Below are 18,125 nucleotides of genomic sequence, written 5' to 3'. Positions count from 1 at the left end.
TTAAAAAAATCAATGACAGGATCCAGTAATCCCGTAAACCTCATAAACAAAAATATCACACAAAAAACAGTAAACCCGATACTTATCCGTTGAAAAATGGTTTTGTTTTCTTTTTCCTCTACGTTTGCCATAACCTGTTCACCTCTTGTTTTAATGTTGTTTTATTGCTTTTAACTATCATTCCAATGATGATCATAATCGTTAAAATTAGAATGATGGCGGCCTGAATGGATAGTGATTGGTTCTCTATGATTCTTCTTAAGTACTCATGCAATATGCTGAATACAATGAGCAATGGAATGTTCCATACAAACAAATAATAGAATAAGGGCTTCACTATTTCTCCATTATATTTATAGCCATGATACTTCTTCGCGTTTCTCTTCATAATTCTGGATAAAATCACCTTGGATGATAGGAAGGTTAGGATGAATAATTGCACAATGCCATAGATGATAAACTGTAATTCTACATTTTCCAACACCATAACAATAAGCAAGTAAGATCCAGACAATAAAAAGGAAATGATATGTACTATACGGCTTCTCATTTTATATAATTGCTGATAATCAAAAGGGATACTGAATAAAAGGTCCTGATGGTCTTTATCATCCGATAATAGAATATTCAGTGTAACGGTCGTCATAAAAAGGGTAAAGACATTGATTAATATGGTTAAGGTAATTCCTGAAGAAGCAAAATGATTTTTAAATTCAATGACACTCGTAAAAAGGAAAGGTGAGACATAAACCGAAAATAGTTTGGGTGTTCTCAATACATATAATAAGTCCTTTTTGATAAAGTGATTCCGGATGTATTTATGAATGAAAGTGGATGCTTTGTTCGAATAAAATGACTCATCCAGGTCTCTGAGCGAAATGGTCAACAACCCTTTTTTATAACAATGGTCCGTCAGCAAATAGATAAGTGGTATCGTACCTAACGCTTGTAGGAGTATAACCATGGAAGATAGAGCCAATGACTTTAACTCAATGGAGTTTTCCAGAAGGTACTCGGGATATTGAAGCAGTAGATAAAACATCTTATCTACCCACTCATTTTGATTCAGTAAATAACGCTTGTAATTGCTCGCATATACAATGACTCCAATGACCCCTACAGATGCCAATGTCATAATGGAAAAGGCAACTGTCTTTAATCCTTTTCCTTTCGAGATAAGGAAAGCCGTTGCATATAGTACATGTGCCAGGGCACTGAAGAAGATCGATCCGGCGATGATTTGAGGAATCGTCAACCACACGATCTCAATCGCTAAATTTCCAGCGAAGTAATTGGCCAGGGTGAAAGGAAGTAGGAAAGCTGCATTGATAAGAAGGACTTCTATAGCCACTATAAAAAAACGTGCCAAAATGATTTGTGAGTTCTTGATCGGTGCAACAAGTAAGATCTCACGTTCAGGGGAGAGAAAATACTCCTTATAAAACGCTTTAGTAGCGGACGAGATGGAGATTAGACACAGGAATGCAAATAGACCTACTATGTATGTATTCATATGGCTCTGTATATCCTCACTCAACGCATTGACAATAAAATAAAGGACTGCAGTCGCTGACAGGCATAGTATGAAAATGCCAATCCACTCTGCTATCACATCTCTTTTTGATTTGTTTGATTTATGTCTTGTGAGTTTATACTTGAACGTTAAGTACTTGATGAAGTTCATCTCGATCATTCCCGTCCTTCTACCACAGAGATTAGGTAATCTTCTATACTCGTTAAATTACTGCGAATCTGATTGACAGATATATTCTTCTTTAAGAGGGCTCCATTATTGATGATGGTTACAGTATCGGCTATTTCTTCTATGATATTTAACGAATGGGAGGATAAGAATACGGTTCCTCCATTTTGAGTGTACTCTTTCAAAAAGGATTTAAATTGTTTGATGCTCAGCGGATCCAGCCCAAGAGTAGGTTCGTCGTATATCAACAATGAAGGATTATGCACAACGGATGAGATGATGGATATTTTCTGTTTGTTCCCTCGTGAAAGGTTTTTGATTAATGTATGTCTATATTTCTCGACTTCAAAATGTTTTATTAATCTGTCAATTGTTCTTTCTATGTGGTGTGTATCCGTCTCACCATATAAAAAGGATATGAAATGCAAATGTTCCGTTACTGAAAGTTTCTCGAAAACAGCTGGATAATCAGGGCAGTAGCCTATGTATTTTTTATGATGGGGGTTTTTATAATCGATTCGTTCATTTTGGAAATATACGTCTCCTTCCTCAGGTGATAGGATTCCCATCAGGATTTTGATAGTTGTTGATTTGCCTGCTCCGTTCTTTCCTAAATATCCGCCTATCGTTCCTTTATTGATTGAAAGGGAGTCTATTGATAAGACGCACTCTCCATCATAATACTTCTTCACATCTTCCATATGTAAGATTCTCAATGTCTTCATTCCCCTTTATATGCAAAAATGTAAGATATTAGTTGTTCGAGTTTATCATAGCATTGCATATCCTCTTTCAACAAGGAAGAGAATACCAGACGAAAGGATCATTTTCGTTGGTATTCCCTTATCTATGTTTATTGGGGAGTGTTATTTACCCAAGAATGATTCGAATGATATCATAAACGGAGTACCCTTTAAGGAACCAGTCAACGATTTTTCCTGGATTCGATTTAATATAATTTAAGATTTTCGTAGCTTGCGCATATGTTTTTCCTGCTGCTGCAGATGCTAAATTGTACGCCCATTTTAAGAATGACGCAACTTTACTCCAAGGGACTTTACTTACTAGTGCTTTAAGTGCATTATAGATTGCTGAAAACATTGTTAAATTCCTCCATTGAATAAAAAGTTTTCCAAAGGCCTTTGGTTAACTCAATCATAGTTCCATTAATTGTTATATTCAATAGATTTTGACAATCGTTGCGTATTTCCGCAAAGCCTGTTTGGAAGGGATTTCACGAAGGATTCGGCGTCCTATAAGGCTTGAAGGCTTATGGTTGAATGTTTCCTATTTTGTGTTAGGGAAAATCAATTGGATGGTTGTTCCGATGTTCAGCTTACTCATTACTTCCACTTTCCCGTCATGTGCTGACACCAGCTGATGGGCAATGGCCATCCCTAACCCGGAGCCGTTATCACTGTCTTTTGTATTTCCGCCCCGATAATATCGGTTGAAAAGAGTTTGGATGCTTTCCGAATCGATGCCTGTGCCGTTATCTTCCACATTTATGATAATGGAATCCTCTGACTCTTGTACCTTTAATTTAATGATTGTCCCGATAGGGTTGTGTTTTATGGAATTGACAACTAAATTATTCATGATTCTAGTAAACCATTTTGGATCTACATTCAGGTACACTGCCTGATGGTCTGTTTCCAGAAGAATCGGTTTCTCAGAGGATTGATACTGGATCATCCATTTTTGCAAGAATGAAATGACGTCAATTCTTTCTTTATGGATGGGGAGCGCATCATTTTTTAGCCGGTACGTCAGGTTTAGATCCTCAATCAATTCACTCATATAGTGGGATTTATCTTGTATGATCTCCCCGAATTCATTCACCTCATTTTGACTCCAGGTATAAGAATCAGAAGCGAGGAGGGTGGAATAACCATAGATCGAACTGATCGGAGTCTTCAGATCATGGGAAAGACCGGTAATCCATTCTTCTCTTGTCTTATCCATCTTTTGCTGAATTTGTTCATTTTCTTTCAAAGTTGATGAGAGCTTCTCCAAAGAATGCACTACATCTTTAAAGAAAGCGTATCGTTTATGGAGCATTCCTGTTTTATTTTGTAATGGGTTTATCCCTTTTTTATTTAAAGGACTGATATATTTCCCATCAGACATATCGTTGATCCACTTCATCATATATAACAATGGAACCCCGAACTTCTTTCCATACCACAGTCCGAGTACAGTGATCAATATGCCGAGAACGGAAGAAACAATTAAGAATCCCTTGATAAACGAACGGTTGATCATTCCATCAGTTATGGCATCCGGGCTGTAGTATGTATTTTTCGTCCCAATGATATATAAAAGGGTACTGTTGTCAGGACGGTAAAACGATAGGTCATATTTTGAATTCCACGGCTCTTCCTTAATAGCCAATAGTTCGTTAATTGAATAGTGTAAAGTCTTAGGAGAGAAGTAATCGTTGATCATTTCTCCCTTAGAGTTATAGACCTTAATCCAGGCATCGTTTTGAACTAAGTAATCCTGAACTTCCTTGGTGATTTCCGGAAAGCGGTCCATGGTTGTTAATTGATTTCTTATTTCAAAGCTTTTTACTTTTTCTCCATAAATGACGATATGGTCATTTTTGATTTCCCAATAGTTCATTCTATATTTTCGGTTCTCTAAAGAAAGTATATCCACGAACGTATAGGATACGGGCAATTCAGTTGGAGTATTGTATTGACCTATAACCCTGCCATCCCGATTAACGACTTGCAGCCAACCTTTATTCTCCTTGACAGAATGTTTTACTGCTTGATTTATGTTCACCTTTTGCCCCTTGATTTCTATGGCGTGTTCCATGTACTCCTTGGAAGTTCTTGAGAAGTCTGATTTCATCTCAGATTGGGAGATAATGAAGGACAGTGTGACAAGCGCGATGATAATCAGCCCGATCAGGACAGCTAACAAGAATATAAAATGGGATAGGAAGTGCATGGTTAATTTTTTCCGTAGATTCATAGTGTTGTGTTCTTTCCGCTTACGAGCTTATATCCCAGCCCCCGGACAGTTTTTAAATATATGGGATTGCTCGGATTTTTTTCGATTTTTTCACGGATTTTTCTTATATGGACCATGACGGTATTATCGTCCATCAACAAATGATCTTTCCATACTTGATGATAGAGTTGTTCCTTAGAAAAGATTCTGTCAGTATTTTTACAGAAAAAGAGCAGGAGGTTGTAAACTTGAGCGGAACAAGGAACCAGTTCATCCTCAACCCATAATTCTGCCGATTTTGTATTCAATTTAAACTGACCGAAGTCAAGGATCTCTCCATCTTCCTTCTCTCCTTGAGAGTCCAGATACCTCTTCATTTGGACCTTTACTCTTGCAGCCACTTCAAGAGGATTAAACGGTTTGGTGATATAATCATCTCCCCCATGGGTGAATCCGGTTAATTTATCGAGATCAGAATTCCTGGCCGATATAAAGAAGATCGGAGCTTTGGAAGTCTTCCTGATCCTTGAACAAATCTCATACCCTTGCATATCAGGGAGCATCACATCTAAAAGGATCAGATCATATCGAGTGCCTTCGATTAATCTGATTGCTTCCTCACCGGTTGTACATGTTTCCACCGACTGAAATCCTTCTTTCTTTAACACCAGCTTTATCATATTCAGAATGTCCACTTCATCGTCTACAATCAGTATTTTTCCTGTTTCCATTTCTTTGCTCCTTTTTAAGGTAATGTTAAGGAAGGGTTAAACTTATCTTAATTTACCAATAGTATACTATTTTTAGAAAGGAGTGGTAATGAATGTGGGCAATATGCATGAATGAATTTAAAGGACATTTTAAAAGTGTTAAATCGATTATCGTCATTGCAATCATATTTGGAATAAGTTATTTGTTGGCTGATTTCATGACGTCGGTTGCAGATCAGTTGGATTTAGGGGGAAGCAAGGATGGATTTGCGATCGGAACTTTAATGATCGTATTTGGCTTAGGTTTTTTATTTATAGCAGGTCTTTCTCACGATTTGATGAATCGGGAAATCAGCAGCCGTACGATGAGGTTTTTAGTGACGAAGACCACCCGTACGAAAATTTTATTAGGCAAATATCTGGGGGTATGGTTTTTCTGGTTCTTTTGCATAACGGTGTCTTATCTGTTGGTAACGTTTGTTTCGAAGGAATTTCTATGGCTTGGTGTTGTGGACTGTATGCTGTTTCTTTCTGTCGCTTTGGCATTGAATCTTATCTTCTCTCTTTTGATGCCTAAGCCTTCCGTCTCGATGTTTTTCGGTATTGTTTTCGCATTGGTCTTCCCTGCGCTTAGTTTTTGGGCAATTTATGCAGATAGCATTTATACGAACTGGTTTAAGTATTTAACCCCTTATTACTATTCTACACTTGGAAGTTACTATATCTTAATCAATCTCGTTTATGCGGTATTACTATTTTTTGTTGCCAGAGAGATATTCAAGAGGAGAGATTTATAATGAATGTGATAGAGGCAAATGGGCTTACTAAACAATTTGGTTCCAAAAAGGTAGTCAGTGATGTAAATTTACATGTTGGAAAAGGGGAGGTATATGGGTTCCTGGGACGGAACGGGGCTGGGAAATCCACCTTTATCAATATGATCACCGGTGTAATAAAGCCGACGGCAGGAGAATTTAAGCTACTGGATGAAACGAATTTAGAGAACGTATACAGCCGAATTGGTGTATTACCTGATTACTCCACCTTTTATGATTCTTTAACTGCCCTTGGTCATATAAAATACTTTGCCAGCATTACAGGCAAGAAAATAACAACGGCCCAAGGAAAAGAGGCTCTGGATCGAGTAGGGATTTTAGAACATGCAAACGTAAAGGCAGGAAAATTTTCATTCGGTATGAAGAAGAAATTAGGGATCGCCCAGGCAATCATTCATGACCCCGAGTTGCTCTTCTTGGATGAGCCTACTTCAGGAGTCGATGCAGAATCAGGGCTTAGCATTCAAAAACTGATCCTGGACTTGAAAAAGGAAGGGAAAACCATTTTCATGACTTCACATAACTTAAATGAAGTAGAAAAAATTTGCACCCGCATGGCTATCATGAAAGCTGGGAAAATCATAAATGAAGGAACCTTAGAAGATTTGAGGGCGCATTATTCTTCAAACATTCAGGTGGAAATCAAGCATTCCTCACTTGGAAAAGGCAATCATCAGCTCATCAGTCAATATCTTGAAACAGTAGGGAAAGAAATCGAGACAAGGGGAAATGTAACGTCCCTTGTAATCGAGTCAGAAAATAAAATTCCACAAATAGTACGTGCATTTACGAACCAAAGTATTGATTTATACAGGATTAATGTTGATGAACCATCTTTAGAAGATATTTTCTTGCAGAATGAATCGGGGGCACGGGTTGCAAGTTTCTGAACAAAAAAGAACACACCTTCAACTGAGAGGTGTGTTCATTTTTATAGGTGAAATTATGTCAGGATTCGGTTTCTATACGCTTTTACAATAATCCCTACTCTTGTTTGTACATCCAACTTCTTTGAGATTTTATTAATATGATACTCCACCATTCTCTGCGAATAATTCAGTTCCGATGCAATTTCCTTATTAGGCATTTCATTGGCAATCATTTCGATAATCGTTGTTTCAATCGTATTTAAAAGTTTACCCTGCTGGCTTTTCACCTCATCTACCTCCCTGCATCTTTATGATTAAAATGCTACCAGAATTCGGAAAACTAAACTGTATATTTATATTAGTTGGTCCATATTATGACAAATCAGGTATGGTTTCCTTCTTATTTTGTCCTTTTTTGTGAAAAAAGAGAAAATAGTAAGTGGATTTTATGTTACTATAAATTTGAAATTATGGTAAATTTATTGAGTATAAAGGAGGGGGTGGTTTGAACTTGCTCTACACCTTATTGGGAGGGATGATTGAAACCTTCTTAATCATAATAGTGGGTTACGCCCTAATGGGTATTACTGGAGGGAAGAGGTTATATTCTTTTCTTTTTGTAAGCTTCTATGGAAGTGTTGTCTTAACTATGTTGAAAGGCAGTGTGCCGGCATACATCTATTTACTCATATTAATTATTTCAATTGGAATTCTTCTTACCTTCATTGTTCGTGTAAGTGTTAAACTCTCCTTGCTGGCTATCGTTGCAGGGTCGATCCTGTTACTTCTGTCAGAATTTGTGGGCTCTATATTACTCTACCTGTTTCAATTGGTCTTCCATTTTACCATCTCGGATTGGCCGACATTAGCAGTAGCCACCCCACACATGCTCATGATGCTCTTCATGTATTTCCTTATAAAGAAATACAACTTAGGCATCCATCCGAATGATGCCAACCTTGGGGTGAAAGTGAGCAATACCAAGTTCTACTCGATTCTGTTTTTCTTGTTTGCCATCTTGTTCCTCTATTATGCTATTATTTTCAGTCATCACTCGAGTTCGGTTACGTTACTATCAGCAGTATTTCTAGTAATCATCACCATCTTGACTTTTTATGTCATACAATACTTACTGAATAGCAATCTGGAGTCATTATCCATTCAATTAAATCATCAGTATGAAGAAGACCTAAGCCAATATATAAGCCAAGTTAAATATCAAAGGCATGACTTTATCCACCATATATTAGCTACGAAGAAAATGCTTGACGATGGTCATTATGAAGAATGTAAGGATTATCTAAACGAAGTACTGGATGAGACATCGAGTGTAAATGATGTATTGCCACTTACTTCTGATGCTGTAGCAGGCATGCTGCTTTCCTATAAGGCGATTGCTTTTAAGAAAGATGTCGACCTCCATTTCATCATTCGTGATAGCTTGAAGGATATTCCTTGCAGAGTATTTGAACTAAATAAAATTCTTGGGAACCTTATCCTTAATTCCATTGAAGCCGTAGAAATAGAAGAGAAGTCGATGAAGCAAATTACAGTAGTAATTGGAAAAACCAACAATGAGTATTTATTTGAGGTTAGTAACCCGGCATGTATTGATAAATTTGAAAAAAACATCAGCAATATTTTCAAAGAGGGATTCTCTACAAAGAAAGGTAATGGAAACCAGGGGCAAGGCCTTGCAATTGTTCAATCCCTTGTTGAGAAATATAGAGGATATTTATATCCGGAGTTGCTTGATAATTCCGTGACCTTTGTAGTGAAAATCCCGTGCGGAGGATAACATGAGAATTCTTACACCTAATTTGATTTCAACGACTATTGCCGACACGATCATTATTCATAATCCTGGTTTGACCGAGAAAAAAGATGAGATAAGGTATGGGCTGGAATGGATGGTTTCAGGATTAATCCAGGTTATTCTCACGATCATTGCGGCTATCCCCTTTGGGGTGGTTTCGGAAGCAATCGTCATTCTGATAAGCGGGGCAGCACTTAGAATGTTCTCTGGAGGAGCCCATGCGAATAGCTATTTCAAATGTTTATTTCTAAGTCTTTTTCAAATCATAGGTCTTTCTTTGATTGTTACATACACGCCTAACTTGAATGAGTACATCTATGTTTTTCTCTTCCTTATCGTCATCTCCGGCATTACCGTGTTTATCAACGCACCGGTCCTGCATAAGAAAAAAAACATGTTCAATCCAAAGGAAAAGCGAAAATTAAAGTACTTGTCACTGTTTACATTTGGGATGTTAGTTGTTTCAGGTTATTTGCCATTCCTTTCTGACTTTAAGTACTGTATCTGGCTATCCTTAATTTTGCAAAGTTTCACTTTAACATTATTATGGGAAAAAATTCTTTCCTATGGAGGGAATTTTAAATATAAATGATTCATAAAGGAGGATATTAACATGAAGATCATTACTTATCTTATTGCAACTGTAGCCTTATTTTTTAATTCTGTGACTTCAATAAGCAGTTGTTTCTGGTTTGCTTATGAGCCTGAACTTCCAGAAAGACAATCAAAGGAGTAGATTTTTATTCATCTTAATATTGCGGTTATTGATGACGAAGTCACAATCCTTGAACAAGTGAAGGACATTATAAAAAAACTTTCTGGCATAAATCTGGTTCTTGCTACAACGGAAGTAACAGACCTTTTCTCTTTAATGAATTTAAATGGGGCTGTAAATGTAGTGCTTCTGGATATCAATATGCCTGTAGCCAATGGTTTTGATATTGCCCAATATATTAAAGATAAATCACCATCGATTAAAATCATCTTTATGAGTGCAAATCCTGATTTTGCTTTGCAGGGATACAAATATTATCCTGAAGATTTTTTAATAAAACCGATCAATCTCGTTCGCTTTAAACAAACACTTGAAAGAATTCAGACTACAGGTACCAGGAGGAAAAAGATAGGCGTAAAAGAACAGGGCAGGTTGCGATTGGTGGATACATCCTTAATATTATATATAGAGAGAAAAGGAAAGAAGACCCTCATCCACCTTGACGATCAGTCCGTTATTGTGTGCAGCGAGAGCCTAAACCGGTTGGAAGACATGCTTAAGGAAGAACTATTTTATCGAACGCATCAATCTTATTTAGTTCCTATTGATAAAATAGAAACAATCGAACAAGACACCTTCATGAAATCATACAATGTCCAACTTAAAAACTGTCAAACCATCATCAGTTTAAGTAGACACAAGTACAGCCAACTTAAACTTATCATGGCATCGTATTTCTAAGTTCTAATGCAGGGAAGCACGGGTACGGTTCTCGTGCTTCCGTTTAGGTATGAGGGGGAGTGTGTTTCACTTCCCCTTTTAAGCAGTGCACATTTATGAACAATCCTAAACTATAAGTCGACTAATCATCTGCAGGATTATTTAACCTACCTCCCAAGCCAACCACCATCTACCGCCAACAAATGCCCATGAACATACTTCGAAGCATCAGAAGCTAAATAAACAACGGTCCCCTTAAAATCATCAGGTTCTCCCCATCGATCGGCAGGAATACGATCAAGGATCTGTTTACTTCTGAGCGGGTCTTCTATTAAAGCAGTATTCATGTCCGTAGCAATATAGCCAGGAACAATCGCATTCACATTGACACCCTCTTTGGCCCATTCATTCGAGAGGGCTTTAGTGAGTTGTGCCACCCCGCCTTTTGCTGCTGCATAGGCTGGAACGGTCAATCCTCCTTGGAAAGAGAGAAGCGAAGCGGTGTTGATGATTTTGCCTCCACCTTGAGCCACCATGTGACGTCCTGCCTCCTGACATAATAGCCAGACCACTTTTAAATTGATATTCAGCACGTCATCCCAATCGGTTTCAAGGAAATCAACAGAAGGTGACCGGCGCTGAATACCGGCATTGTTTACTAAAATATCAATCTTCCCAAATGTTGAAATCACACCGGGAATAGCGGATTTCACTTCTTCTTCTTTTTCATGATCGCATGGTATGATTGAGCACTTTCTGCCAAGCTGTTCAATCTCTTCTTTCACATCCGTCTGCTCCGGATTCCTTTGAAGTAAGGCAATGTCCGCCCCGGCTTCTGCAAGAGCCACTGCCATGGACCGTCCAATACCACGCGTTGCACCTGTAATGGCAGTTACTTTGCCGGTTAGGTTAAATAAGTTATTAGTCATATGTAACTCTCCCAATACATTTTTTAGCAAAAGTTGTTGTTCTAAATACGATAAAGGTGACGGGTATGATGAAGAATGAGCTGTCGTATACGCTTGAGAGACTGCTCAGAATCTGGGGAAGTAAACCGCGAACAAAGCACTAAAAAAATTTCCCCATGCAATAAAACATTTGCGAAAATCCATCATCAATATTATATATAATTTATTTAATTATATATAATCATATAGAGCAGGTCAAGACCACTACCATAAATCGATAGGGGTCTCCGTTTTGAATCTATTTTTCAACCATTTTCATAATATGCTCTTTAAAAACGACTTTCGCTTTCTCTACATCTCTTTCTTCCAGTGTTTTCACCAAGGCCTCATGGTATTGATGAACCTCCTCAGGAAGGATCCGGACCTTTGGATTCAGCATCGTGATATATCGCCGGATATGATTCGTCAGCATCCCCCAGATGCGTAAATACACATCGACATTGGACCACTCAATGATCGCACGGTGAAACTCCATATCCAGCTGCGACTGGACAGCATAATCCTTCTCGGCAACCTTCATTTTATCCACGATATCGTATAACTCACCGAAATGCCTCCTGGTCAGCTGGGGGAGAATCGCTTCAATGGCATCCGTCTCGATTTTCGCCCTTAACGAAAACATATGATACATTTCAACAGGATTGATATCCGTCACAAACGCACCCCTATACTTGATTGTATTGATGAGCCCTTCTTCTTCCAACCCCCGGAGAGCCTCCCTCACCGGTACTTGACTGATCCCAAGCTTTTTCGCCACTTCCGTTTCCACAATCCGGTCGCCGGGCTTAAGCTTAAGCATAATAATATCCTCCGTAAGCTTCTCCTTCACTTCATCCTTCAGAGAAACAAGCGTATTCACTTTTGTTGGTTTCGACATTTTACACAGTCCTTTGTGGCAATTAGATTTATGAGGTTATATATAATGAATTGTATTGTATATGAGGGTGGGTTGCAATGGGGGAGCGGGGGGACGGTTCTGTCAAGGGCTTGAGAAAAGTGGAGTGATTATGTTGGGGCAAGTAGATATCAGTTAAACAAACGTTTGATTAACTGTAAGGAACGTTGGGTTTACGGCTTTTGAGAAGCTAAACGGTTGTTTAGTAAGTTTTAGGAAACATCGTGAGTCAACAGGGAATCCACCAGTCTGTACAAACCTTTTTACACCTCTATAAGAAAGACCCCTTTCAAAAAGAAAGAGGCCCGTTCCTATAGATTATTAGAATTTCTACTGTCATGTTTTAAAATCGGATGAATTAAAGTAATAAAATAGTTCAGCACACTTCCGTCTCTTTTCTTAATCAGTTCGATGTCTTGAAGGACCCGTTGAATTTGAGAACCATTCAATTTTTTCGAAAGTATTCTGGTAATCTGAATAGAGGTTTCTTTGATCAACAATCTTTTTCTAATTTCGGAATGAAATTCAGCACAAAAACAATATAACGTATATTCTTCCGCACTCATTTAGTTACACCTTTTTCTACATAAATTAAACATGGAATTTGCTGCTGATCTCAGCTAATGAGATACTTGCCTCATTTAAACTGGCAGCAGATTGAGCGATGGAGTTCAATGCCATCAATTGCTGTTCCGTCGATGCACTTACCTCTTCGCTGGATGCAGCCGATTGCTGCGCAGTTGCCGAAATACTTTGGATGGCCCCCACCACATCATCTTTATGGCTTGTCATGAATTCCACCTTTTGTGAAATTCCTTGTATCGATGAAACCATGTCATCAATCATGGTTGAAATGGTATGGAATGCTTGTTCCGTTTCGCTAACGACCAGATTTTGCTCATCTGCAATCTGTCTAGTGGTTTTCATTTCATTGGTAGCCTGCCTAGACTCATTCTGGATATCTTCTATGGTCGTTCTTACCTGATTTGTTGCGTTGGCTGATTGTTCGGCCAATTTCCTCACCTCTTCGGCCACTACCGCAAATCCTTTCCCGTGTTCCCCGGCTCTTGCCGCTTCAATACTCGCATTGAGAGCCAACAGGTTCGTCTGATCAGAAATCGCATTTATGGAATGGAGGACTGTATCAATTTCATTTATTTTTTGGGTCAAGTTTTGGATAACAGATTCAACCGTACGAAGAACCTCGTTTGATCGGTCAGCCTTCTCTTTCAATGTTGTCATCTGCTTCAAACCATTTTGACTTGTGAGTGATGCGCTATTGGAGTGCGAGAGTAATTCATTAGACGCTTCATCCACTTCTTCAATTTGAGTCGATAAGTCCATCGTGCGTTGATTCGCCACTTCTGAGTCTGTTGCTGCCTGCGTCGCACCATGCGCCACTTCGTCCATGGCCCGGGCGATTTCTTCACTTGAGGCAGTCGTTTCCTCTGAAATGGCACTTAAACTTTCTGTTGATTCTTTTACCTGAGTAACGGAGCTTTGTACAGATTGTATGATCTCTCTCATACTCATAACCATTGAATTGAAGTTCCTGGTCAGTTGCCCCACTTCGTCACCTGTTGTTGATTGCACGGACACGGTCAGATCCCCTTGAGCTACTTTACTTACTTGATTATTTAAATGGATTAAAGGCTTTGTAATATTTCTCGCAACGAGAGTCGTAATAGTAGAAATCAGCACGATGATAACAAGAGTGAGGAGCAAGAGTGTATTTCGTAAATCCGTTGCTTCCGCCAGCATATTTTTCTTTATGTAAACCGTTCCTACCTTCCAGTTTGTTTCCTTGATGGTATTGTAAAATAGTACCCGATTTTGCTTGTCAAACACGTAATCTAATCTTCCGCTTTTACCGCTTGCGTCATACATCTCTTTAATAAATCCAAGGTTCATGAGGTTTTTCCCTTTTTCTGTTGGATGAACCATCGCTACCGCATTCTGGTCGAAGAGAAAAGAATACCCCTGGTAATCGACATCAATGGATTTTACCAACTCATTTAGCTGTTCGATTTTAATATCGAAGGCAATGACCCCTAACACTTTGCTTGAGTTTTGTTCTGTCACAACTTTAGATAATGTAACAATAAATTCACCCGAAGACTTATCTTCATATGGCTCACTCCAAAATGCTTCTTCCCCGTCAGAAGTGGCTCCTTTGAACCAGGGAGCTTCTAAAGGATTGAAATCTGAGGGAAGAGTGGCAGATGGCTCTATTAAAATCTTTTTATTCATCGCAGTCACATAGACATTCGTTACTGCTGGATTATGCCTGATGAAAGAAGCAAATTCATTGGAAACCCTTGTTTGGAGTACTTTCGCTTCCAGAGAATCCTCCCCTTTTTTATCTTCTGTACTCTTTAAATAATCTACGATCAAAGATTGATTACTCAAAATGTTAATCGTAGAATCATATTTCTCCAGAAACATATTAATCCCGAAATCAATCTGTTTCACAATTGATTCTGAGTTAGTCTGTGCCTCTTCTTTGATTTTCTCGCTTTGTTGCACATATAAAAACACGGCTAACCCAATGAGAATGATGGTAAAGACGGATGAAAAGATCAAAATCATTTTCATCCGTAAGGTATTAAATGAAAAACGTTTCAACATGATGGTTCCTCCTGAAGTGTATATTCTAAGTATTTTTCATGTCTCTAAAAAGCCTTTAGACCCTGTGCGATTCCAGTTAAATGCTTTTATGTGAGACTTTTGATTCATTCATTAAAAACTGATTATAACACCATAAATGAAAGTTTTTGTAAAAAGTTGTCGAAAAATAAGAAGTGATTTTATTCAGAAAAATATAATTAATTTTGATAAACATTACAGTTTTTTTATATCTCGCTTGTATAAATAGGGCATCACTCATCACTATAAAAATTATATTTCTATCATAGGGAGAACAATGGAGAATTTTATATCCGGGGGAGATCAAAAGATTGAAGAGATTAAGAAGTTCATCGACCTGCAAATCCAAGAGGGAAAATAAATAGTTCTTTTAGCCAAGGGGACAGGCACCTTGGCTTTTTTTGAGGAGACAGGCCAGGGGGCCAGTCCTTTGGAATTGGTGGATGTTCTTTATAGTGAATTTTAAAATGGTAATAATTTGTAAAAAAGTAAGATATATAGAGTTATTTCGAGCGTTTAGGTGTAAATCGTTCTTTTTAACGAATTTTTCGCTATTTTTCGCATTTTTAAAACTGTGTCTTTTGTCATATACTTCAATTGTAAGTTCGTTATATAGAACAAAAGATATCTATGGAACGAACTAAATAAATTGGATGAAAACACAGGAGGAATGGAAAAGATGGCATTTGGAGTATTGAGTACAAAAGTAGTAGCAGGAGTATTAGCAGGTACAGTAACATTAGGGGCGGTTGGCCTTACATTTAATGGAGCAGGAACAATCGACAGCGTTAAAAGTCAACTGGATTCGATGAAGGAAAAGATCGTGCAGTATGAAGCTTCCGAAACCTCTCTATTCGAAAAATTCGGCATGCTGAAAGAGGATGCTAAAAATAAATTGACCTTTGCAAATGGAAAGATTGTAGAGGCTAAAAATAAGATTAATGACCTCGAAGCGGAGAAAAGTCTCAAAATCAAGGAACTTGCAAAGATGACCGCAGAAAGAGATGCTTTGATTGCTGAAAGAGACCAGTTGACTACAGACCTGGAAGAAGCGAACAAAACAATTGCAGAAAGAGATGCTGAGATTACCAGTTTAAAACAAGCTATTTCTGACTTGGAAGGAAAACTTGCTGCTCTTCAATCGGAGTACGATACTCTACTCGAAAATTACAATGCTCTTGTAGCTGAGAATGATGAATTGAAAGCAGAAGCGAACCGCGCAAATGAAGAGGTGGATAAAGCCAATAGTAAAGTTGCTGAACTGGAAGCAAAATCTACTGAGGTTGAGGAAGCCACTGTTGATGCACAACCAATGACCCAAGATGAGTTGGATGCTGTTGTACCTGTAGCGGAACCAGAAGTGTTCGATGCTGAATTAGTAGTTAAGAATCTTAACTTGACCTACATTCAAGATGGACAATCTCCAGATTTTAAAGCTGCTCACTCTGACCTTGATATTAAAGAAGGAGATAGAGTATGGAGAATAACGAACAACAACGACTTCAAAGTGTATGTTGAGTACCGAATGGCTGGTGGAGGGACTTCAGGTGAAATACTTGCAAACCCGAGTCAAACATTTTATATGAGTGGTCAAGGTGGGACGATGATTATCAAGTGGCAAGATGAGAATGGAACATGGAAAGAAACAGTAAAAGCAGGGGCATAAGGAAACAATTTTAAAGGATAGTGTGGTATTTCTCAAGAGCATTCTTTCTACTTTAGTAGAAAGAATGCTCTTTTTTTTTTGCGTCTTTAAGGGGAAATTGTTTTAACCTGTAAAACTTATATATTATCAAAAATAGGTATAATGAACCACTTTATATAGTAAATAATACCCAAAAAAGGAAGCGTATAGTGGTATAATAAAATCTGCTTCAAGGTGAAGGAAGTTTTTAAGAAGGGGGACGAAATTTGAGCTATTGTACAGAATGTGGAAAAGCACTAAAGAATAATCCGGATTTTTGTGAAAGTTGTGGAGCAAGGAGGGAGGTGACAAAAGAGGAGTCGATCAAGAGGGTTCCTAAGACTCCAATGTCTAAGAAGAAGAAGGTATCTCTGTCCATTGCGGGTATTTTAGTCGTAGGTCTGATTAGCACTCATATGATACTATCCTCAATTTATGATCCTATGAAAAATATTCAATCGATGGACAGTGCCATAACGGGTAATAGTGAGGAAGGTTTCCTTGAATACATAACGTTTGACAAAGATTCATTATTAAATAGGAAACAGTATTTCACTTATATAAAGACCTTGGATTGGGAAGATATGAGGGAACAATTGGTTTCCATTACAGAGAGTGATCTGAAATTTGATGCTTTTGTTAAGGATCAACGCGGTCATGATGTGTTCAAAGTAGAGAGAGATTCCATCTTGGGTCTTTATGAAACGTATGACATTGAAGCGGTTCCCAATCAAGTCTTCATTACGACTAATATGGAGCCCGCCACGTTTAAGATTGGTGATAAAACGGTGAGTGTGAAAGACAGCAGTGAACCTGTTGAGGTGGGTAAAGCCTATCCTGGCACGTATACGGTAAAAGCCGATGCGGCTAATCTCTACGGAGAATTTTCTATAGAAGATGATATTGAAGTGAAACCGACGAAATCCGGTGACTCTAAGCATAGTCTTGAATTTAACGGGGATACATTTGCGATTGATACTAATTTTCCTGAAGCAGTCTTGTTTATAAATGGAAAAAGTACGAAGAAGTCGCTGCAAGAGCTGGAACACCTTGGACCCTTTCCGGAAGATAAGGAAGTGACCATGTTCGCTGAGTTGTCGCAAGCGGATGGGAAGTCTTTAAAGAGTGAAGAGATCACACAACATCAAGGATCATGGGGAAGTCTTTCTTTCGTATTTGCAGAGGACGACGAGAACCTATCTGCAGCCTCATCAACTACTATGGAAGAAGCCAATCAGTTTGTCCTCGATTTCAGGGATTCATATGAACAGGCTTTGAATACACGGGATTATTCGCTGATTTCACCCTACTTGCTTTCTGGAAGTTTAGCAGAAGAGGAATTGGTTGAGTATATAGGAGATTTGCAGGATAAGGATTACTCCTATGATTTCAGAGACAATACGATTTTGAATTCTCAAGAGGCCGAAGAGGGCACATTTGAAATTACCACAAACGAGAATTTCATTTTCACCAATCATCTCGGAGAACAGACTACATATGATCGTGAGAAAATATATACCATCATAAAAGAAGATTCATCGTTTAAAATTAAGAAAATCGATATTCATGATACAGAACGAAATGAGATTTAATGGAGGGAACG

Annotated in this window: 17 protein-coding genes; 8 read left to right on the top strand and 9 right to left on the bottom strand. The window is 38.3% G+C overall.

The annotated features are described in order from the left end of the window. Positions 1–118 precede the first annotated feature (118 nt). From AM506_RS12100 to AM506_RS12080, 5 genes are all read right to left on the bottom strand, one after another. Positions 119–1,693: an elicitor-associated permease-like protein gene (locus AM506_RS12100; protein ID WP_060672753.1), complete on the bottom strand. Its 1,575-nt coding sequence runs from the start codon at positions 1,691–1,693 to the stop codon at positions 119–121. Then, positions 1,690–2,418, bottom strand: coding sequence for an ABC transporter ATP-binding protein (locus AM506_RS12095; RefSeq protein ID WP_060672752.1), 729 nt, complete (start codon positions 2,416–2,418; stop codon positions 1,690–1,692). The genes AM506_RS12100 and AM506_RS12095 overlap by 4 nt, the downstream gene beginning before the upstream one ends. 154 nt (positions 2,419–2,572) lie before the next feature. Continuing rightward, entirely contained in the window at positions 2,573–2,803 is a 231-nt protein-coding gene (locus tag AM506_RS12090) for an AMEP412 family response elicitor (RefSeq protein ID WP_060672751.1), read from the bottom strand. 186 nt (positions 2,804–2,989) lie between these two features. Then, complete coding sequence (locus AM506_RS12085) at positions 2,990–4,684, bottom strand: sensor histidine kinase (RefSeq protein ID WP_060672750.1); 1,695 nt, start codon at positions 4,682–4,684, stop codon at positions 2,990–2,992. Next, entirely contained in the window at positions 4,681–5,394 is a 714-nt protein-coding gene (locus AM506_RS12080) for a response regulator transcription factor (protein WP_060672749.1), read from the bottom strand. Before AM506_RS12080 ends, AM506_RS12085 begins: the two co-directional genes overlap by 4 nt. Positions 5,395–5,486: 92 nt before the next feature. On the opposite strand from AM506_RS12080, the gene AM506_RS12075 reads away from it, so the two are divergent. Together AM506_RS12075 and AM506_RS12070 are read left to right on the top strand one after the other, a co-directional pair. Then, positions 5,487–6,170, top strand: a complete 684-nt coding sequence (locus tag AM506_RS12075; protein ID WP_060672748.1) for an ABC transporter permease — start codon at positions 5,487–5,489, stop codon at positions 6,168–6,170. Continuing rightward, positions 6,170–7,099 (top strand): ABC transporter ATP-binding protein, encoded by a 930-nt coding sequence (locus AM506_RS12070; protein ID WP_060672747.1) that lies wholly within the window; start codon positions 6,170–6,172, stop codon positions 7,097–7,099. Before AM506_RS12075 ends, AM506_RS12070 begins: the two co-directional genes overlap by 1 nt. A 53-nt stretch (positions 7,100–7,152) precedes the next feature. Here the strand turns inward: AM506_RS12070 and AM506_RS12065 are convergent, their stop codons facing one another. Beyond that, positions 7,153–7,365: a response regulator transcription factor gene (locus AM506_RS12065; RefSeq protein WP_060672746.1), complete on the bottom strand. Its 213-nt coding sequence runs from the start codon at positions 7,363–7,365 to the stop codon at positions 7,153–7,155. 218 nt (positions 7,366–7,583) lie between these two features. On the opposite strand from AM506_RS12065, the gene AM506_RS12060 reads away from it, so the two are divergent. From AM506_RS12060 to AM506_RS12050, 4 genes are read left to right on the top strand one after another with little or no spacing between them, the layout of a single operon-like run. Continuing rightward, positions 7,584–8,876, top strand: coding sequence for a sensor histidine kinase (locus AM506_RS12060; protein ID WP_060672745.1), 1,293 nt, complete (start codon positions 7,584–7,586; stop codon positions 8,874–8,876). Between the two features lies 1 nt (position 8,877). After that, complete coding sequence (locus tag AM506_RS12055) at positions 8,878–9,486, top strand: accessory gene regulator ArgB-like protein (protein WP_060672744.1); 609 nt, start codon at positions 8,878–8,880, stop codon at positions 9,484–9,486. A gap of 21 nt (positions 9,487–9,507) precedes the next feature. Continuing rightward, on the top strand, positions 9,508–9,630 hold the full coding sequence (locus AM506_RS22125) for a cyclic lactone autoinducer peptide (RefSeq protein ID WP_082386346.1): 123 nt from the start codon (positions 9,508–9,510) through the stop codon (positions 9,628–9,630). Continuing rightward, on the top strand, positions 9,631–10,350 hold the full coding sequence (locus AM506_RS12050; RefSeq protein ID WP_327205535.1) for a LytR/AlgR family response regulator transcription factor: 720 nt from the start codon (positions 9,631–9,633) through the stop codon (positions 10,348–10,350). Positions 10,351–10,496: 146 nt separating this feature from the next. On the opposite strand, the gene AM506_RS12045 is transcribed toward AM506_RS12050, so the two are convergent. The 3 genes from AM506_RS12045 to AM506_RS12030 all read right to left on the bottom strand — a co-directional run bounded on the left by AM506_RS12045 (position 10,497) and on the right by AM506_RS12030 (position 14,820). Next, entirely contained in the window at positions 10,497–11,258 is a 762-nt protein-coding gene (locus AM506_RS12045; protein WP_060672742.1) for an SDR family oxidoreductase, read from the bottom strand. Between the two features lie 277 nt (positions 11,259–11,535). Beyond that, positions 11,536–12,174 (bottom strand): GntR family transcriptional regulator, encoded by a 639-nt coding sequence (locus AM506_RS12040; protein ID WP_060672741.1) that lies wholly within the window; start codon positions 12,172–12,174, stop codon positions 11,536–11,538. Between the two features lie 609 nt (positions 12,175–12,783). Further along, positions 12,784–14,820 (bottom strand): methyl-accepting chemotaxis protein, encoded by a 2,037-nt coding sequence (locus AM506_RS12030; protein WP_060672739.1) that lies wholly within the window; start codon positions 14,818–14,820, stop codon positions 12,784–12,786. A 697-nt stretch (positions 14,821–15,517) separates the two neighbouring features. On the opposite strand from AM506_RS12030, the gene AM506_RS12025 reads away from it, so the two are divergent. Together AM506_RS12025 and AM506_RS12020 are read left to right on the top strand one after the other, a co-directional pair. After that, a complete protein-coding gene (locus AM506_RS12025; RefSeq protein ID WP_060672738.1) occupies positions 15,518–16,504 on the top strand; it encodes a hypothetical protein in 987 nt (328 codons plus the stop codon). A gap of 245 nt (positions 16,505–16,749) precedes the next feature. Further along, complete coding sequence (locus tag AM506_RS12020; protein WP_060672737.1) at positions 16,750–18,114, top strand: TcaA NTF2-like domain-containing protein; 1,365 nt, start codon at positions 16,750–16,752, stop codon at positions 18,112–18,114. The last annotated feature ends 11 nt before the right edge of the window (positions 18,115–18,125 follow it).

It is taken from the genome of Rossellomorea vietnamensis (genome assembly GCF_001305855.1).
GTDB classification, from domain to species: Bacteria; Bacillota; Bacilli; order Bacillales; family Bacillaceae_B; genus Rossellomorea; species Rossellomorea vietnamensis_A.
Note: the sequence above shows the minus strand (reverse complement) of the source record. Positions and strands in the feature narration are given on the sequence as shown.

Bases quoted from the DNA above. Each gene is read 5' to 3' on its own strand.
- AM506_RS12100 (WP_060672753.1), bottom strand. From the start codon at position 1,693: ATGATCGAGATGAACTTCATCAAGTACTTAACGTTCAAGTATAAACTC.
- AM506_RS12090 (WP_060672751.1), bottom strand. From the start codon at position 2,803: ATGTTTTCAGCAATCTATAATGCACTTAAAGCACTAGTAAGTAAAGTC.
- AM506_RS12085 (WP_060672750.1), bottom strand. From the start codon at position 4,684: ATGAATCTACGGAAAAAATTAACCATGCACTTCCTATCCCATTTTATA.
- AM506_RS12080 (WP_060672749.1), bottom strand. From the start codon at position 5,394: ATGGAAACAGGAAAAATACTGATTGTAGACGATGAAGTGGACATTCTG.
- AM506_RS12075 (WP_060672748.1), top strand. From the start codon at position 5,487: ATGTGGGCAATATGCATGAATGAATTTAAAGGACATTTTAAAAGTGTT.
- AM506_RS12070 (WP_060672747.1), top strand. From the start codon at position 6,170: ATGAATGTGATAGAGGCAAATGGGCTTACTAAACAATTTGGTTCCAAA.
- AM506_RS12055 (WP_060672744.1), top strand. From the start codon at position 8,878: ATGAGAATTCTTACACCTAATTTGATTTCAACGACTATTGCCGACACG.
- AM506_RS22125 (WP_082386346.1), top strand. From the start codon at position 9,508: ATGAAGATCATTACTTATCTTATTGCAACTGTAGCCTTATTTTTTAAT.
- AM506_RS12045 (WP_060672742.1), bottom strand. From the start codon at position 11,258: ATGACTAATAACTTATTTAACCTAACCGGCAAAGTAACTGCCATTACA.
- AM506_RS12040 (WP_060672741.1), bottom strand. From the start codon at position 12,174: ATGTCGAAACCAACAAAAGTGAATACGCTTGTTTCTCTGAAGGATGAA.
- AM506_RS12030 (WP_060672739.1), bottom strand. From the start codon at position 14,820: ATGTTGAAACGTTTTTCATTTAATACCTTACGGATGAAAATGATTTTG.
- AM506_RS12025 (WP_060672738.1), top strand. From the start codon at position 15,518: ATGGCATTTGGAGTATTGAGTACAAAAGTAGTAGCAGGAGTATTAGCA.